Origin of the sequence: Polyangium jinanense (assembly GCF_028435265.1) — a bacterium.
GTDB lineage: Bacteria > Myxococcota_A > Polyangia > Polyangiales > Polyangiaceae > Polyangium > Polyangium jinanense.
Map to the genome: position 1 here is coordinate 55,755 of NZ_JAGTJK010000033.1, position 13,841 is coordinate 69,595.

The 13,841-nt window shown below is 69.6% G+C and carries 11 protein-coding genes; 6 read left to right on the forward strand and 5 right to left on the reverse strand.

The features are described 5' to 3' along the window. The first annotated feature begins 154 nt into the window (after positions 1-154). On the forward strand, positions 155-2,293 hold the full coding sequence (locus KEG38_RS55780) for an ATP-binding protein (RefSeq protein ID WP_272425318.1): 2,139 nt from the start codon (positions 155-157) through the stop codon (positions 2,291-2,293). Here KEG38_RS55780 and KEG38_RS37935 read toward each other — a convergent pair. Next, positions 2,277-3,971, reverse strand: a complete 1,695-nt coding sequence (locus tag KEG38_RS37935; RefSeq protein WP_272425319.1) for a formate--tetrahydrofolate ligase — start codon at positions 3,969-3,971, stop codon at positions 2,277-2,279. The two genes, KEG38_RS55780 and KEG38_RS37935, sit on opposite strands and share 17 nt — an antisense overlap. Positions 3,972-4,000: 29 nt before the next feature. Beyond that, positions 4,001-5,044 carry an L-erythro-3,5-diaminohexanoate dehydrogenase gene (kdd, locus tag KEG38_RS37940; RefSeq protein WP_272425320.1) on the reverse strand — a complete coding sequence of 348 codons (1,044 nt, stop codon included), beginning with the start codon at positions 5,042-5,044 and terminating at the stop codon, positions 4,001-4,003. A gap of 146 nt (positions 5,045-5,190) precedes the next feature. Between kdd and KEG38_RS37945 the strand changes: the two genes are divergently transcribed. Further along, positions 5,191-6,123 carry a DUF4388 domain-containing protein gene (locus KEG38_RS37945; RefSeq protein WP_272425321.1) on the forward strand — a complete coding sequence of 311 codons (933 nt, stop codon included), beginning with the start codon at positions 5,191-5,193 and terminating at the stop codon, positions 6,121-6,123. Here the strand turns inward: KEG38_RS37945 and KEG38_RS37950 are convergent. The 3 genes from KEG38_RS37950 to rplC are packed head-to-tail and all read right to left on the reverse strand — an operon-like array spanning position 6,105 to position 7,964. Then, complete coding sequence (locus KEG38_RS37950) at positions 6,105-6,677, reverse strand: gamma-glutamylcyclotransferase (protein ID WP_272425322.1); 573 nt, start codon at positions 6,675-6,677, stop codon at positions 6,105-6,107. The two genes, KEG38_RS37945 and KEG38_RS37950, sit on opposite strands and share 19 nt — an antisense overlap. Further along, complete coding sequence (locus KEG38_RS37955) at positions 6,674-7,285, reverse strand: SAM-dependent methyltransferase (RefSeq protein ID WP_272425323.1); 612 nt, start codon at positions 7,283-7,285, stop codon at positions 6,674-6,676. The genes KEG38_RS37950 and KEG38_RS37955 overlap by 4 nt, the downstream gene beginning before the upstream one ends. Before the next feature lie 13 nt (positions 7,286-7,298). Beyond that, the gene (rplC, locus tag KEG38_RS37960) at positions 7,299-7,964 is read right to left on the reverse strand and encodes a 50S ribosomal protein L3 (protein WP_272425324.1); all 666 of its coding nucleotides are present in this window, start codon (positions 7,962-7,964) and stop codon (positions 7,299-7,301) included. 226 nt (positions 7,965-8,190) lie between these two features. Between rplC and KEG38_RS37965 the strand changes: the two genes are divergently transcribed. The 4 genes from KEG38_RS37965 (at position 8,191) to KEG38_RS37980 (ending at position 13,729) form a co-directional block, all read left to right on the forward strand. Continuing rightward, positions 8,191-10,695, forward strand: coding sequence for a heavy metal translocating P-type ATPase (locus KEG38_RS37965; RefSeq protein WP_272425325.1), 2,505 nt, complete (start codon positions 8,191-8,193; stop codon positions 10,693-10,695). A gap of 228 nt (positions 10,696-10,923) precedes the next feature. Beyond that, positions 10,924-11,985, forward strand: a complete 1,062-nt coding sequence (locus KEG38_RS37970) for an IMP dehydrogenase (RefSeq protein WP_272425326.1) — start codon at positions 10,924-10,926, stop codon at positions 11,983-11,985. Between the two features lie 128 nt (positions 11,986-12,113). Next, positions 12,114-12,449: an SCP2 sterol-binding domain-containing protein gene (locus KEG38_RS37975; protein ID WP_272425327.1), complete on the forward strand. Its 336-nt coding sequence runs from the start codon at positions 12,114-12,116 to the stop codon at positions 12,447-12,449. Between the two features lie 107 nt (positions 12,450-12,556). Continuing rightward, a complete protein-coding gene (locus KEG38_RS37980) occupies positions 12,557-13,729 on the forward strand; it encodes a CaiB/BaiF CoA transferase family protein (protein WP_272425328.1) in 1,173 nt (390 codons plus the stop codon). Positions 13,730-13,841 lie beyond the last annotated feature (112 nt).

Below are 13,841 nucleotides of genomic sequence, written 5' to 3' on the forward strand. Positions count from 1 at the left end.
CTCCGCCTGGCCGAGAGGGGGACGCGAGGCGTCCCCCTCGGGACGAGAGAAGCCTAGAACATCGATCGGTTGTCAAACCGATCGATGTTCTAGGCGCATAACGGGCGGACGATCGATCAGGGACGTCCCCGGGGCGGCGCGTTACGCTCTCGTCGTGCCGATAGGGATCGATCTCCGGACCCGGACCACGCTCGTCTGCGGCGCGCTCGCGCTCGTCATCGCCGTTTCGATCCTGCTCCGCGGGCGCGTGCGCACCGTGCACCTGCTCTTCGCGGCGTTCGCGGGCGACATCGGCCTCTGGTACCTGTCGCAGTCACTCTTCGGCTTCTTCCAGCAGACGATCTGGGAGCGCTTCACCGCGATCCTCGCGGTGCTCCTGCCGCAGTTCGCCCTCCACCTCTTCGAGGCGATGATCCCGCACGAGGGGGATCGGCCGAGCCGACTCCCGCGCCTCGCGGGCGTGCTCGCGATCCCCATGGTGCTGCTCGTCTTGAGCCCAAAGCAGGGCTTTTGGCTCGTGCGCGGCGCGGTGTTCTTCTACGTCTTCGCGTTCCTCACGGCGGGGCTCTGGGAGCTCGGGCAACGCGGCGCGCGGAGCGGCTCGCGCGCGACGCAGCGGCGCGTCCGTTTCCTCGTGGTCATCGGCGCCCTCGCCGGCCTCGCGAGCGTCGCCGATTTCGCGTGGTTTCTCGGCGTGAACCCCGCGCCCGTCGGCGCGGCGCTCAGCGTGGTGTTCCTGTTCATCCTGGCGCAAGCGCTCCGCCACGAGCGGCTGCTCGACGTCTACGAGATGCTCGCGCGCCTGCTCGTCGCCACGGCCGTCGCGTTCCTGATCGCGGGGATCTTCTACGTCCTCATCACGTTCATCGGCGGCTTCAACACGATGTACCTGAACGCCGTGCTCGCGGCGATCGTGATCCTCGTCCTCTTCGATCCGCTGCGCGAGCGCGTCGCCGAGCAGATCCAGAAGCTCTTCTTCCGGGATCGTTTCGACCTCGAACAATCCGTGGCCGACGCGCGGCGGCGGCTCGTGCACGTGCTCGAGCTCGACGATCTCGGGTCGATCGTGATGACGGCGCTCGAGCAGTCGCGGCGCGTGACGAAGACGGCGATTTACCTGCGCGACGCGGACGGCACGGGGTTCGACAAGCTCGCTTCGCTCGGCCAGGGCGCGCCGCCGCGGATCGAGGCGGCGACGGCGCGCGCGCTGCTCGACCGGCTCGAGGTGGGGCCGCTCTCGCTCGAAGAGCTCAAGCGCGAGGTGCGCGAGCGCAAGGCGCGGGGCGCGCGGACGGACGCGTCGGAGGCGGTGCTCAGCGCGGCGGCGGTGCTCGGGAGCATGCGGGACGGCGCGGTCGTCCTGCGGATCCGGGCCGAGGGCGACGAGATCGTGGGGCTGCTCGTGGTGGTCGACGAGCGCGTGCGAGACGCGTTCTCGCCCGAGGAGATCACGCTGCTCGACGCGATCGCGACGCAGGTCGGCGTGGTCATCGAGAACTCGCGCGTCTACCAGCAGATGAAGGAGCGGGATCGGCTCGCCGTGCTCGGGCAGATGGCGGCGGGGCTCGCGCACGAAATTCGAAACCCGCTCGGCGCGATCAAGGGCTCGGCGCAGCTCCTCGCGGAGCCCGGGCCCGATGGCCGCGATCCGGATCCGCAGTCGCGTGAGTTCATCGGCATCATCCTCGAAGAGGTCGAGCGGCTCGATCGGGTCGTCGGTTCGGTCCTCGATCTCGCGCGCGCGAACCAAGGCGCGGTGGTGCCGACAGACGTGAACGCCGTCGTGCGCCGCACGTTGCAGGTGCTCTCGACCGAACGCGCGAACCAAGATCTGACGGTGGAGATGAACCTCGGTTCGAGCCTGCCGCGCGTCGCGATCGATCCGGAGAAGCTCCGGCAGGTGCTCATGAACCTCTACCGGAACGCGGCGCAGGCCATGAAGGGGCGGGGGAAGATCACGGTGTCGACGCGCGTGCGGCTCGGCCGCGGGACCACACGTTCGGGGACGGGGATGGCCGACGAGCCCTTCGTCGAGCTCACGGTCGCGGACAACGGGCCGGGCATCTCGCAGAAGGTGCTGGAGAACATCTTCCTCCCGTTCTTCTCCACGAAGGAGAAGGGCACGGGGCTCGGGCTCGCGATCAGCCAGCGTATCGCCCAGGGCGCGGGCGGGCGCATCGAGGTGCGATCGTATGAGGGCAAAGGGTCGACGTTCGCGGTGATCCTGCCGGCGGCGATGGACGCGCTCGGGGCGCCGTCCTCGACGCCGACGCCGCTCAGTCGTTCTGCATGAGGCCGCGAATCTTGCCGGTGGGCAGGAGTTTGACCCGCAAGGCGGAGGGCTCACGTGGCAGGCCCGGCATGGTCATCATGTCGCCGGTGAGCGCGACGGCGAAGCCCGCGCCGGCGCTCAGGCGGATCTCGCGTACGGTGACCTGGAAGTTCGTTGGGCGTCCAACGAGCGCGGGATCGTCGGAGAGCGAGAGCTGGGTTTTTGCCATGCAGACGGGCACGCCGCCGTGGCCGAGCTCTTCGATGCGGCGGGCGTCGCGCTCGGCGGCCGCGGTGAAGGTGACGCCGTCCGCGCCGTAGATCGTGCGGGCGATCTTCGTGATCTTGTCCCGCAGGGGCTCGGCGAGGTCGTAGACGAAGCGGGGCGCGGGCGGCGCGGCGTCGGTCGCGTCGGCGGCGCTCGCGACGGCCTCGGCAAGCTCCAGGGCGCCCTCGCCGCCTCGCAGAAAACCTTCGCAGCGGACCGCGCGGACGCCGCGGCGCAGCATGGCCGCCTCGACGAGGGCGAGCTCTTCTTGCGTGTCGTTCGGGAAGACGTTGATCGACACGACGACGGGCAGGCCGAAGAACGCGGCCGAGTCGAGATGTTTGTCGAGGTGCGTGAGGCCGAGCTCGAGCGCCCTCGCGTCGGGCTCCGCCGCGCGCTTCACCGGCGCGCCGCCGTGCATCTTGAGGGCGCGCAGTGTGGCCACGAGGACGAGCACGCGCGGGAAGACGCCCATCGTCCGGCATTTGATGTCGAGGAACTTCTCGCCGCCGAGGTCGAAGCCGAAGCCCGCCTCCGTGATCACGTAGTCGCCCGAGAGAAGGCCGAGGCGCGTCGCGAGGACCGAGGAACATCCGTGCGCGATGTTCGCGAAGGGGCCGGCGTGCACGAGAGCTGGGCCGCCCTCGTCGGTTTGCACGAGGTTCGGCTTGATCGCGTCGCGCAGGAGCGCGGTCATCGCCGCGGCGGCGCCCACGTCGTCCGCCGTGATCGGCGCGCCGCTCGTGCTCTGGCCGATGACGATGCGACCGAGACGCCGCTCGAGATCTTCGGGCCCGTCGGCGAGCGCCACGATCGCCATGACCTCGCTCGCGGCCGTGATGTCGAAGCGATCCTGCCGCGGCACGCCATCGGCCTTGCGGCCGAGGCCGACGATCACGTTGCGCAGCGCGCGGTCGTTCATGTCGAGCGCGCGGCCCCACGTCACCTGGCGCGGATCGATCGCGCCTTTTTCACCGAAGGACGTGTTGAAGTGACACGCGTTGTCGACCATCGCGGACAGGAGGTTGTGCGCGGTGGAGATCGCGTGGATGTCGCCCGTGAAGTGCAGGTTGATGTCGTCGGCGGGCACGAGCGTCGCGCGTCCGCCGCCCGTCCCACCACCCTTCACGCCGAAGACCGGGCCGAGCGAGGGCTCGCGCAGGCAAAGCACGGCGCGTTTCGCGAGGCGCCGCATGCCCATCGCGAGTCCGATCGACGTCGTCGTCTTGCCTTCGCCCGCGGGCGTCGGGTTGATGGCGGAGACGAGCACGAGGCGGCCTGCGCCCGCAGCGGGGCGCGTGAGGGCGGCGAGATCGATCTTCGCCTTGTTGCGGCCGTACGGCTCGACGTGATCCTCGGACACGCCGAGCTCGCGCGCGACGTCGAGGATCCCCTGGGGTCCGATGGGCAAAGCGCTCTGCGTAAGGGTCACGGGCCTCCTCGGTGCCTGCAGCGCAGGCGTCAGGTGTAACGGCGTTGCATGAGGTCGTGGAGCGGGCGGCTCCCGCGCACGAGGGAGAGCGTGTGCTCGGCGTGATCGTGGGCGTAGCCGTTGCCGATGAAGAGGTCCACGTCGCGGCCGATCCCCTCGGCGCCGAGGGCGGCGGCCGTGAAGCTCGTGCTCATCGCGAAGTAGTAGACCTTGCCGCGATCGCGGGCCGCGAGGATCGCGGCGAGCTCGACGCCAGGGACGTTCACGCACGAGAGCACGAGGTCCGCGCCGCGGCCTTCGGTCAGAGGCGCGACCGCGTCTCGTACGGCGAGCGGATCGCGCGCGTCGAGCGTCGCGACGTGATCGCAGATCCCGAGCGCGCGCAGATCGTCGGCGTACGCGGGGAAGGACTCGATGCCGATCACCTTGCCCGTATCGCCGACGCGGCGGCGCGCCTCGGCCGCGCAGAGCAGGCCCGATTTGCCGCCCGCGCCGAGCACGACGACGCTGTCGCCAGGTCCGCAGAGGCGAGCGACCTGCGGCGCGGCGCCGGCCACGTCGAGCAAGGCGAGGACGAGCCGCTCGGGCATATCCGTCGGGATGCGCGCGATCGGCGCCGTGAGGAAGACGGCGGCCTTGCCGACGACGTCGAGTTGCGCGGAGGCGGGGCGCACCGCGAGCACGCGATCGAGCCAGAGGGGCGTGAGCGAGAGCGAGATGAGCGTGGCGACGCGGTCGCCCGGGACGAAGCCGCGCGCTGCCGCGAGATCGCCGACGCGCTCCACGACGCCGAGCAGCATGCCGCCGGAGCCGGTGACCGGATTGTGCTGCTTGCCGCGTCGCTTTACGGTTTCCAGGACGAGCGCGGCGACGCCGTCGGGATTTCCGCCGGAGGCCTCTTCCATCTGCCGGAAGCTCGCGGCGTCGACGTTGAGCGTCTGGACGTCGACGACGATCTCGGTCGCGTAGACCTTGGAAAGATCGTTGTCGAGCCGCTCGGCTGGCTGGGGGAGCGCACCTTTCGGCGCGAGCACGCGGTGGGTCCCGAGGGGGTCTCCGGCAAGCGTTGTCACGAGCGCTCCCTTATCACGCCTTTCGCCGGGCGGAAGGCGCGGGGGGGATCCCGCGAGGAACGCTTGACCCTCGCAGGCCTCAAACCCTAAAGTTTCAAGGACGAAGCGGGCGTATCCTGCGCCCTCCGCGAATCTTTCGGCCGAGCATGGAAAGCCAACTGCCCAAGGTGTCGCCGCCGCGGAGGCTCGCGCTGCGCTTCATCTCCGGCAAATACCAGGGCGGAGAGTTCCTCCTGGAGGACAAGAAGGAGATCATCGTCGGGCGCTCGAGCGATCTCGACATGGTCCTCGTGGAGGACATGGTCTCGCGCAAGCACGCGCGCATCGCGGTCGGCGACCCGATCACGATCGAGGACCTCGGCTCGACGAACGGCACCTTCGTCAACGGCGAGCGCATCAAGCGCGCGACACTCAAGGAAGGGGATCGTGTCCTCATCGGCACGAACATCCTGAAGGTCGTCGTCGCCGAGGTCTCGTCGCCCGGGATCCGCCTGCCCAAGCGCAGCGAGCTGCCGCCCTCGGGCCGCTCGCCGACGCGCAGCATGTCCGGCGCGATCGACGAGATCCCGCTGCCCGATCTTCTGCAGCTCCTCGGTTCGTCGAAGAAGACGGGCCTGCTCGTGATCCGCACCGACGACGAGGTCGGCAAGATCCACCTCTCGAAGGGCACGATCATCCACGCGGCGCTCGACGACAGCGCGGATTTGCCGCCGCTCAAGGCCGCGTACCGCATCCTCTCGTGGGGAAGCGGCACGTTCGACTTCGAGCCGCCCGACGAGGTCTTGCCGAAGGATCAGGTTGACGTGTCCGTGCAGGAGCTCCTGATGGAAGGGCTCCGTCAGCTCGACGAGCACAACGCCATCAAGCACAAGCTGCCCGGGAAAAACGCGCAGCTCTCGGTCGCGCTCCCGCTGAAGCCGCTCATCCGCGATCTCTCGCCGATGGAGCTCGACGTGCTGCAGGCCGTGTGGAACCACGCGGAGATGCACGTGGTCATGGACAAGAGCCCCGCGAGTGATCTCGACACGGGGCGCACGCTCCTGAAGCTGATCTCGTCCGGTTACGTGCGCGTCGAGTAACGCGGAGGAGCCACGAGCGCGGCGCGCACCGCCTCGGCCAGCGAGGAGACGTGATCGTCCTCGAAGCCGAGCGCCGTGAGCGTCTCCGCGAGGCGCAGCACGTACTCCACGTTCGTCCCGCTCGGCCCGCGCGCTTCGAGCACGTCGGCGACCATCGTCTCGAACGGTGCAGGCCCGAGGTGCCACGGGTTTCCGGGGCGCGCGATCCAGGTGATCGCCTCGATCGTCGTCATTCCCTCGTTCGCCGCAGCCTCCCCGTGAAGCTCCGCGCGGACCGCGACGCGGTCGTAACCGCCCTGCTCGCGTTCATCGAGTGCGGCGAGGATCGCGTCCGCCTCCGCGGGCGCGAGCGCGTACACGAGTCCGCCCACGTGCGCGTTGGGCGCGGGGACGAGCGTCGCCACGCGGCCGAGCCGTTCGGGCGTGCCGCGATGATCGGGCGAGCCTTGTTCGAGTCGTCGCGACAAACCTGCGACCCGCGCGGCCTTCGCCTCGACGTACGGAAATCCGGGCCGCCAGAGGAGCGAGCCGTAGCCGAAGATCCACACGCTCACGGCGCTGCTTTTTTCCGGCCGAGCCCCACGAGGAAGACCTCGGAGCTCACGCTGCGCGTGCCTTCGGGCCGGATCACGCGCACCTCGTCGTAGAGCGAGCGCAGCCTTTCGCGCGCCTTCTGGAACTCTTCGCTCATGAACAGCTTGCCGACGAAGGCGCTGCCGGGCGCGCCGAGCGCCTCGGCCACCGAGACCGCGCGATCGAAGAGCTCGTAGCTCCGCCACTGGTCCGCGGCCTTGCTGCCCGTGGTCGCGGGCGCCATGTCGCTCAGCACCACGTCGTACGGCGCGAACTGCGCGAGGGCATCGTTCGTGAGCGAGAGCGCGTCGCCTTGCACGACGGTCACGTTGGGGCCGAAGGCTTGCCGGATCTCCGAGAGATCCACGGCGAGCAGATGCCCTTTCGAGCCGATCTTCTGCGCGGCGTACATGGACCACGACCCGGGAGCGGCGCCCAAATCGAGCACCCGCTGCCCGGGTCGCAGGAGACGTACCCGGCGATCGATCTCCTCGAGCTTGAAGACACTCCGCGCCGGAAACCCTTGCGCCTTCGCCGCTTTGGTGAAGGTGTCAGGCTTCCGGTACGGGTTTTTGCCCTTCGCGCTCACGAGGAGATGGCGATCAGGCCTTCTTGCCGCCGTTCTTCTTCTTCACGGCGCCGCGGACGAGGACGATGCCGTTCCGCGCGCCCGGGACCGCGCCCTCGATGAGGACGAGGTCCTCCTCGGGGATGAGCTTCGCGATCTTCAGGTTGAGCGCGCTCACGGTCTCCGCGCCGTAGTGGCCGGGCATCTTGAGGCCGGGCAGCGTGCGGCCGGGGGTCATGTTCGTACCGATCGAGCCGCCGTGACGGCGATACTCGTGCGTACCGTGCGTCTGCACGGCGCCGGCGAAGTTCCAGCGGCGCACGACGCCGGTGAAGCCGCGGCCGCGGGACGTGCCCTGCGCGTCGACGATCTGGCCGACCTGGAAGACCTGATCGACGCCGATCTTCTGACCGATCTCGAACTTCGCGGCGTCCTCGGCCGTCACGCGGAGCTCGCGCACGATGCGCTTCGGCGTCTGCTGGCTCTTGCGGTACGCGCCGAGCAAGGGCTTCTTCGTGTGCTTCTCCTTGCGCTCGCCGAGGCCGACGATGAGGGCGCTGTAGCCGTCCTTCTCCACCGTCCGCTTGCCGATCACGACGCCGCCCGCCTGCACCACGCTGCAGCGAAGGACCTCGCCCTTCTCGTCGAAGATCTGAGTCATCCCGATCTTCTTGCCGAGGATGCCAAGGTTCGTGTTCATCTCGATGCCACCATCCGCGCTTCTTCTGGGGTTTGTCCGGCTGTGTTCGCGAGAGTCGCGAGTCCCTCGTCGCATCTTTCGCCTGCTTGGCGAAGGCCGGTTCGAAGCGCAGAAACCGGGGTGAACGAGCACCAGGCGAGTCGGGGGGCGGGGAGTCTACCCAGGAAGATCCAAAGGGAAAGGTTTTTTGTTGGCAAACCCCGCCGGGGAGAACATGGAGGGTGGGGTGAACGACGAAGCACCGGCCAAGGTGAAGGATCCGGTGTGCGGGATGATGGTGACGCCCGGGGCGGCCAAGGGCGGCCAGCACGAGCACGCCGGCACGACGTACTGGTTCTGCAACCCGCGTTGTCGGGAGAAGTTCGCGGCAGATCCGGAGAAGTTCCTCGCACCGAAGGTTGAAGAACAGGCCTCTGCGCCCGCCAAGGTGAAGGATCCGGTGTGCGGGATGATGGTGACGCCCGGGGCGGCCAAGGGCGGTCACCACGAGCACACCGGCACGACGTACTGGTTCTGCAACCCGCGTTGCCGGGAGAAATTCGCGGCAGATCCGGAGAAGTTCCTCGCGCCGAAGGTCGTGGAAAGGGTCCCGGCGCCGGCCGCCGTGCTCCCCGTGGGCACGATCTACACCTGCCCGATGGATCCCGAGGTCCGGCAGGACAAACCAGGATCCTGCCCGATCTGCGGCATGGCGCTCGAGCCGATGGCGATCCTGACCGCAGAGGAGCCGCCGAACCCCGAGCTCGAGAGCATGACGCGGCGGCTCTGGATCTCGGCCGCGCTCTCGCTGCCGCTGCTCGTCCTCGCGATGGCGCCGATGCTGATGCCCGGGTGGCGCTGGTCGCACGTGCTGCCGCATCAGCGCTGGATCGAGCTCGTGCTCGCGACGCCCGTGGTCCTCTGGGGCGGATGGCCGTTCTTCGAGCGCGGGTGGACGTCGCTCGTGACCCGCCGCTTCAACATGTTCACGCTGATCGCGATCGGCACGGGGACGGCCTACGTCTACAGCGTCGCGGCCACGATCGCGCCTTCGATGTTCCCCGCGTCGTTCCGCGGGCACGGCGGCGAGGTGCCCGTCTACTTCGAGGCCGCGGCGGTGATCGTCACGCTCGTTCTGGTCGGGCAGGTCCTCGAGCTTCGCGCGCGCAGCCGCACCTCGGGCGCGATCCGCGCGCTGCTCGGCCTCGCCCCGCGAAACGCGCGGCGGGTCGGCGACGGCGTCGAGGAGGACGTGCCGATCGAGGTCGTCGCCGTGGGCGATCGGCTGCGCGTGCGACCGGGCGAACGTGTCCCCGTCGATGGCGTCGTGCTCGAAGGCAAGAGCTCCGTCGACGAGTCGATGGTCACGGGTGAGCCGATCCCGGTGGAAAAAGACGTCGGCGATCGCGTGACGGGCGGGACGGTAAACGGCGCGGGCGGCTTCGTGATGCGCGCCGAGCGCGTGGGGCAGGGGACCTTGCTCGCGCAGATCGTGCGGATGGTGGGCGAGGCGCAGCGGACGCGCGCGCCGATCCAGCGCCTCGCCGACGTCGTGAGCGCGTGGTTCGTTCCGGCCGTCGTGCTCACGGCTGCCGTCACGTTCGTGGTGTGGGCGCTCGTCGGCCCGGAGCCGCGCCTCGCGTACGCGCTGCTCAACGCGGTCGCGGTGCTCATCATCGCTTGCCCCTGTGCGCTCGGCCTCGCGACGCCGATGTCGATCATGGTGGGCACGGGGCGCGGCGCGTCGGCGGGCGTGCTCGTCAAGAACGCGGAGGCGCTCGAAGCGCTGGAGCGCGTGGACACGCTCGTCGTGGACAAGACGGGCACGCTCACCGAGGGCAAACCCGCCGTGGCCTCGATCGTGCCGCTCGACGGCGCCGACGAAGCGACCGTGCTCCGCGTCGCGGCGAGCCTCGAGCGCGGCAGCGAGCACCCGCTTGCCTCGGCGATCCTTGGGGCTGCAAAGGAACGAGGCCTCGATCTCGCGGCCGTCACGAGCTTCCGATCGCTCACGGGCCGCGGTGTGACGGGCATCGTCGAGGGCGAGCCGGCCGCGCTCGGAAACGCGCGCCTGCTCGAGGAGCTCTCGATCGAGAGCGCCGCGGCTCTCGCGCGCGCCGAGGCACTGCGCGTGCGTGGACAAACCGTGGTGTTCGTGGCGCGCGGTGGGCGCGTCCTCGGGCTCGTGGGCGTGGCCGATCCGATCAAGAGCTCGGCGAAAGAGGCGCTCGCCGCGCTGCGCGAAGAGGGCCTCACGATCGTCATGCTCACGGGCGACAGCCGCACGACGGCCGAGGCCGTCGCGCGCGAGCTCGGCATCACGGAAGTCGAAGCCGAGGTCCTTCCCGATCAGAAGAGCGCTGTCGTCGAGCGCCTCACGAAGAACGGCAAGGTCGTGGCCATGGCCGGCGACGGCGTGAACGACGCGCCGGCCCTCGCGCGGGCCGCCGTCGGGATCGCGATGGGCACGGGCACCGACGTCGCGATGGAGAGCGCGGGCGTCACGCTCGTGCGCGGCGATCTGCGCGGCATCGTGCGGGCGCGGCGCCTCTCGCGGGCGACGATGAAGAACATCCGCCAGAACCTCTTTTTCGCTTTCGTCTACAACGGCCTCGGCGTGCCGCTCGCGGCCGGGGTCCTCTACCCCTTCTTCGGCCTCCTCCTGAGCCCTATGATCGCGAGCGCCGCCATGAGCCTGAGCAGCGTTTCGGTCATCACGAACGCGCTCCGTCTGCGCTCCACGCGCCTCTGACGCAAAGCGTCGGTCGCTCGCTTCCCAGGCCCCGAGCCGGGAAAGCCCAGGCCGTCCTGGAAAGAGCGTGCGCTTGCATCGCCGCTTGGGCTGCGCCAACCCCCTCCCGTACGGCAATCGGAGTGCTACGCTCTGCGAGGGGCGACGCGCCTGCCGCCGGGAGGTTCGATGGCAAGCGAGCGCAATCGCAACGGAGCCGCGAGCCCGAGGGATACGACGAGGACGCGCGTGTCCCCGCGGGAGGGTGCGCCGCGCACGCGCGGGATGCCCTTGTCGCACCACGCCGACGGAAGGTGGGGCGGACCTGGAAAAAGCGCGCGTTCGTTCTCGGCGATCACCCCGGGCGAAGGCGAGACGAAGGCCGCCTCCCGGGACGGAGCCTTGCCGCTCGTGCTCGTCGCGCTCGTCGTGCTCGCGGTCGCGCAGAACATCGTGCTCCGCGTGGCCGTGCCGCTCGTGCTCGTGGCGGCGGCGATCGCGCTTTACGTGCGCGGATCACGCAGGCGTTCGAGCGACAAGGCCGCGTCGCGTGGCATCTGCGTCGACGGCCACGGGCTCTTCTTCCAGCCGGAGAGCGGGCCGCCGCAGAACGTCGTGCCCCTCGGCGAACCCTTCGGCATGACGCTCGTGACCAGCGCGAAGCGGGATCGGATGGTCGCCGTGTGGAGCTCGCCGGAAGGCCTCTTCTACGTGGGATCGACGTTCGAAGGCACGGCACGCCGCGGACTCGGGGCGCTCTTCGATCGCGCGTTCACCGCGGTCGGCGACGACGCCGCGCTCGAGGCTCTCGGCCCCGACGGCGCGCCGCTCGAGCTCTTGCCCTCCGACTTCGCGGCGCTCGTGTTCGCCGTCGAGGAGCTCGATCCCTCGTGCGTCGAGCGCCTCGTCCTCTCGGATGCGCGGGGCGCGCCGCTCACGCTCGATGGCCGCGAGCTCGTGGTGGGCGAGCGCCGCTTCGACCTCACCGCGCCCCTCGAGTGGCGACCCTTCGTTTTCCAGGAGGCCTTTGGTCAGGCCGTCGCCGTGTACCAAGGAACGTCGATCCGGCAGGGCGGGAGCGAGGCTGTGCTCGTCGCGCTCTTGCCCTCCATCCTGCCTTACGAGTTCGGCGAGGAGAGCGACCTCGATCGCACCCTCCTGCGTGATCTGCGCCTGATGCAGGCGCCGCCCGAGGAGCCGCCGCCTCGCGATGCGCGGGTCGCGATCGATCGGCTCTTCGTCTTGCCCGTGCGATCGGCCCTCGACAGGGCCCCGCGCGCTTCGCAGCAGCCGTCTCGGGCGCGCGCGTAGTCGAAGCGCAATTTTGCCGCCAAACCATTGTCTTCGCCGCCGCTTGACGCGGCACGTCGCTCGCGGCTACACCCGGCCAACGCTAGAACGCGCCGGCGACATCGGCGCATCGCTGCCCGGAGGCACCCATGGCCGTCGACATTCAGAAGCTCTTCAACGAAGAAGTCCCCGCGAAGATCGCCAAGAACCCCGACGGGGCGAAGGCGATCGGCGGCAAGTACCAGTTCGTCGTCACGGGCGAGGGCGGCGGCGAGTGGTTCCTCGACCTGACGGCCACGGGCCCGAGCTCCCAGGCGGGCAACCCCGGCGGCGCCGACTTGGTCGTCACCATCGCGTCGAGCGACTTCCAGAAGCTCTACGAGAACCCGCAGGCGAACGGCATGCAGCTCTACTTCGCCGGCAAGCTCAAGATGGTCGGCAACCCGGCGCTCGGGATGAAGCTGAACAAGCTCTTCGAGCTCTGATCGATCCCGAGCCCGGGAAGAGGCCGGCGCGTGCTCGGATCCATCCGAGGGCCGCCGGCCTTCTTTTCATCTGCCGTTCATTTCTTTTGACCTCATAAGGAAAACGCATGCGCCCTCTCGTCGGCAAACGGATCCTGGATCTCTCGCGGCTCTTGCCCGGCCCCTTCGCGACGCTCGTGCTCGCCGATCTCGGCGCCACCGTGGACAAGATCGAGGACCTTGCCGGCGGCGATTACCTCCGGCACATGCCGCCCGCAGTCGCCGGCGAGTCCGCGGCCTTCCAGCTCTTGAACCGCGGCAAACGCAGCGCGTTGCTCGACCTCAAGCGGCCCGAAGGACGCGCGGCGTTCGAGCGGCTCGTCGGCTCGTACGACGTGCTCTTCGAGCAGTTCCGCCCCGGCGTCCTCGATCGCCTCGGCCTCGGGCACGACGTGCTCCGTGCGAAGTTCCCCAAGCTCGTCATCTGCGCGCTCACGGGCTACGGCCAGGACGGGCCGCTCAAGCACCGCGCCGGGCACGACATCGACTACCTCGCGCGCGGCGGCCTGCTCGGCGCCCAAGGCCCCGAGGATGGCCCGCCGCAGCCGCCCGGCTTCCAGCTCGCCGACGTGAGCGGGGGCATGTGGTCCGTCATCGCGATCCTCGCCGCGCTCGCCGAGCGGGATCGCACGGGTGAGGGGCGTGTGCTCGACATCTCGATGACCGACGGCATCCTCGGCTTCGCCACGGCCACGATCGGCGCCGCGCTTGCGGGCGAGACGCTGCCCCGCGGCACCGACGCGCTCGTCGGCGGCATCGCGCCCTATGGCACGTACGTCTCGAAGGACGGCCACCCCTTTGCGCTCGGCGCGCTGGAGCCGAAGTTCTGGATGTCGTTCTGCGCCGCGGCTGGGATCGAGCCGCGCATGGAGGCGCTTCTGCCGGGGCCGCACCAGGCCGAGATCAAGGCCACGGTGCGCAATGCCTTCGCCCAGAAGACCCGCGACGAGTGGATCGCGATCGCGGCGAGCCATGATTGCTGCCTCGAGCCGGTGGTGCGTCCGAACGAGCTCCGTGACGATCCGCTCATGAAGGCGCGCGAGCTCTTCTTCGACATCCCGAGCTCGCGTGGAGACATCCCGCAGATCCGGCTCCCGGTCACGCCGCGTGACGTCGCCTTCGCCCCGCCACCGCGCTCCGGCGAGCACACGCGCGTGGTCTTCCGCGAGGCCGGCTTCTCCGACGCGGAGATCGACGAACTCGCCCGCGCCGGCGTCCTCCGCGAAGGCGAGAGCAGCTAACCTTGCATCGACCGCACCGCGGTCGATAAAAAGTCCAGGGCTGCGCCCTGGTTCGGGTCCAGGGGCGAACAGCCCCTGGTCGGGCCCGGGGTGAAACCCCGGCGCAACGCTG

Bases quoted from the DNA above. Each gene is read 5' to 3' on its own strand.
- KEG38_RS37945 (WP_272425321.1), top strand. From the start codon at position 5,191: ATGGAAAGCCAACTGCCCAAGGTGTCGCCGCCGCGGAGGCTCGCGCTG.
- rplC (WP_272425324.1), bottom strand. From the start codon at position 7,964: ATGAACACGAACCTTGGCATCCTCGGCAAGAAGATCGGGATGACTCAG.
- KEG38_RS37975 (WP_272425327.1), top strand. From the start codon at position 12,114: ATGGCCGTCGACATTCAGAAGCTCTTCAACGAAGAAGTCCCCGCGAAG.
- KEG38_RS37980 (WP_272425328.1), top strand. From the start codon at position 12,557: ATGCGCCCTCTCGTCGGCAAACGGATCCTGGATCTCTCGCGGCTCTTG.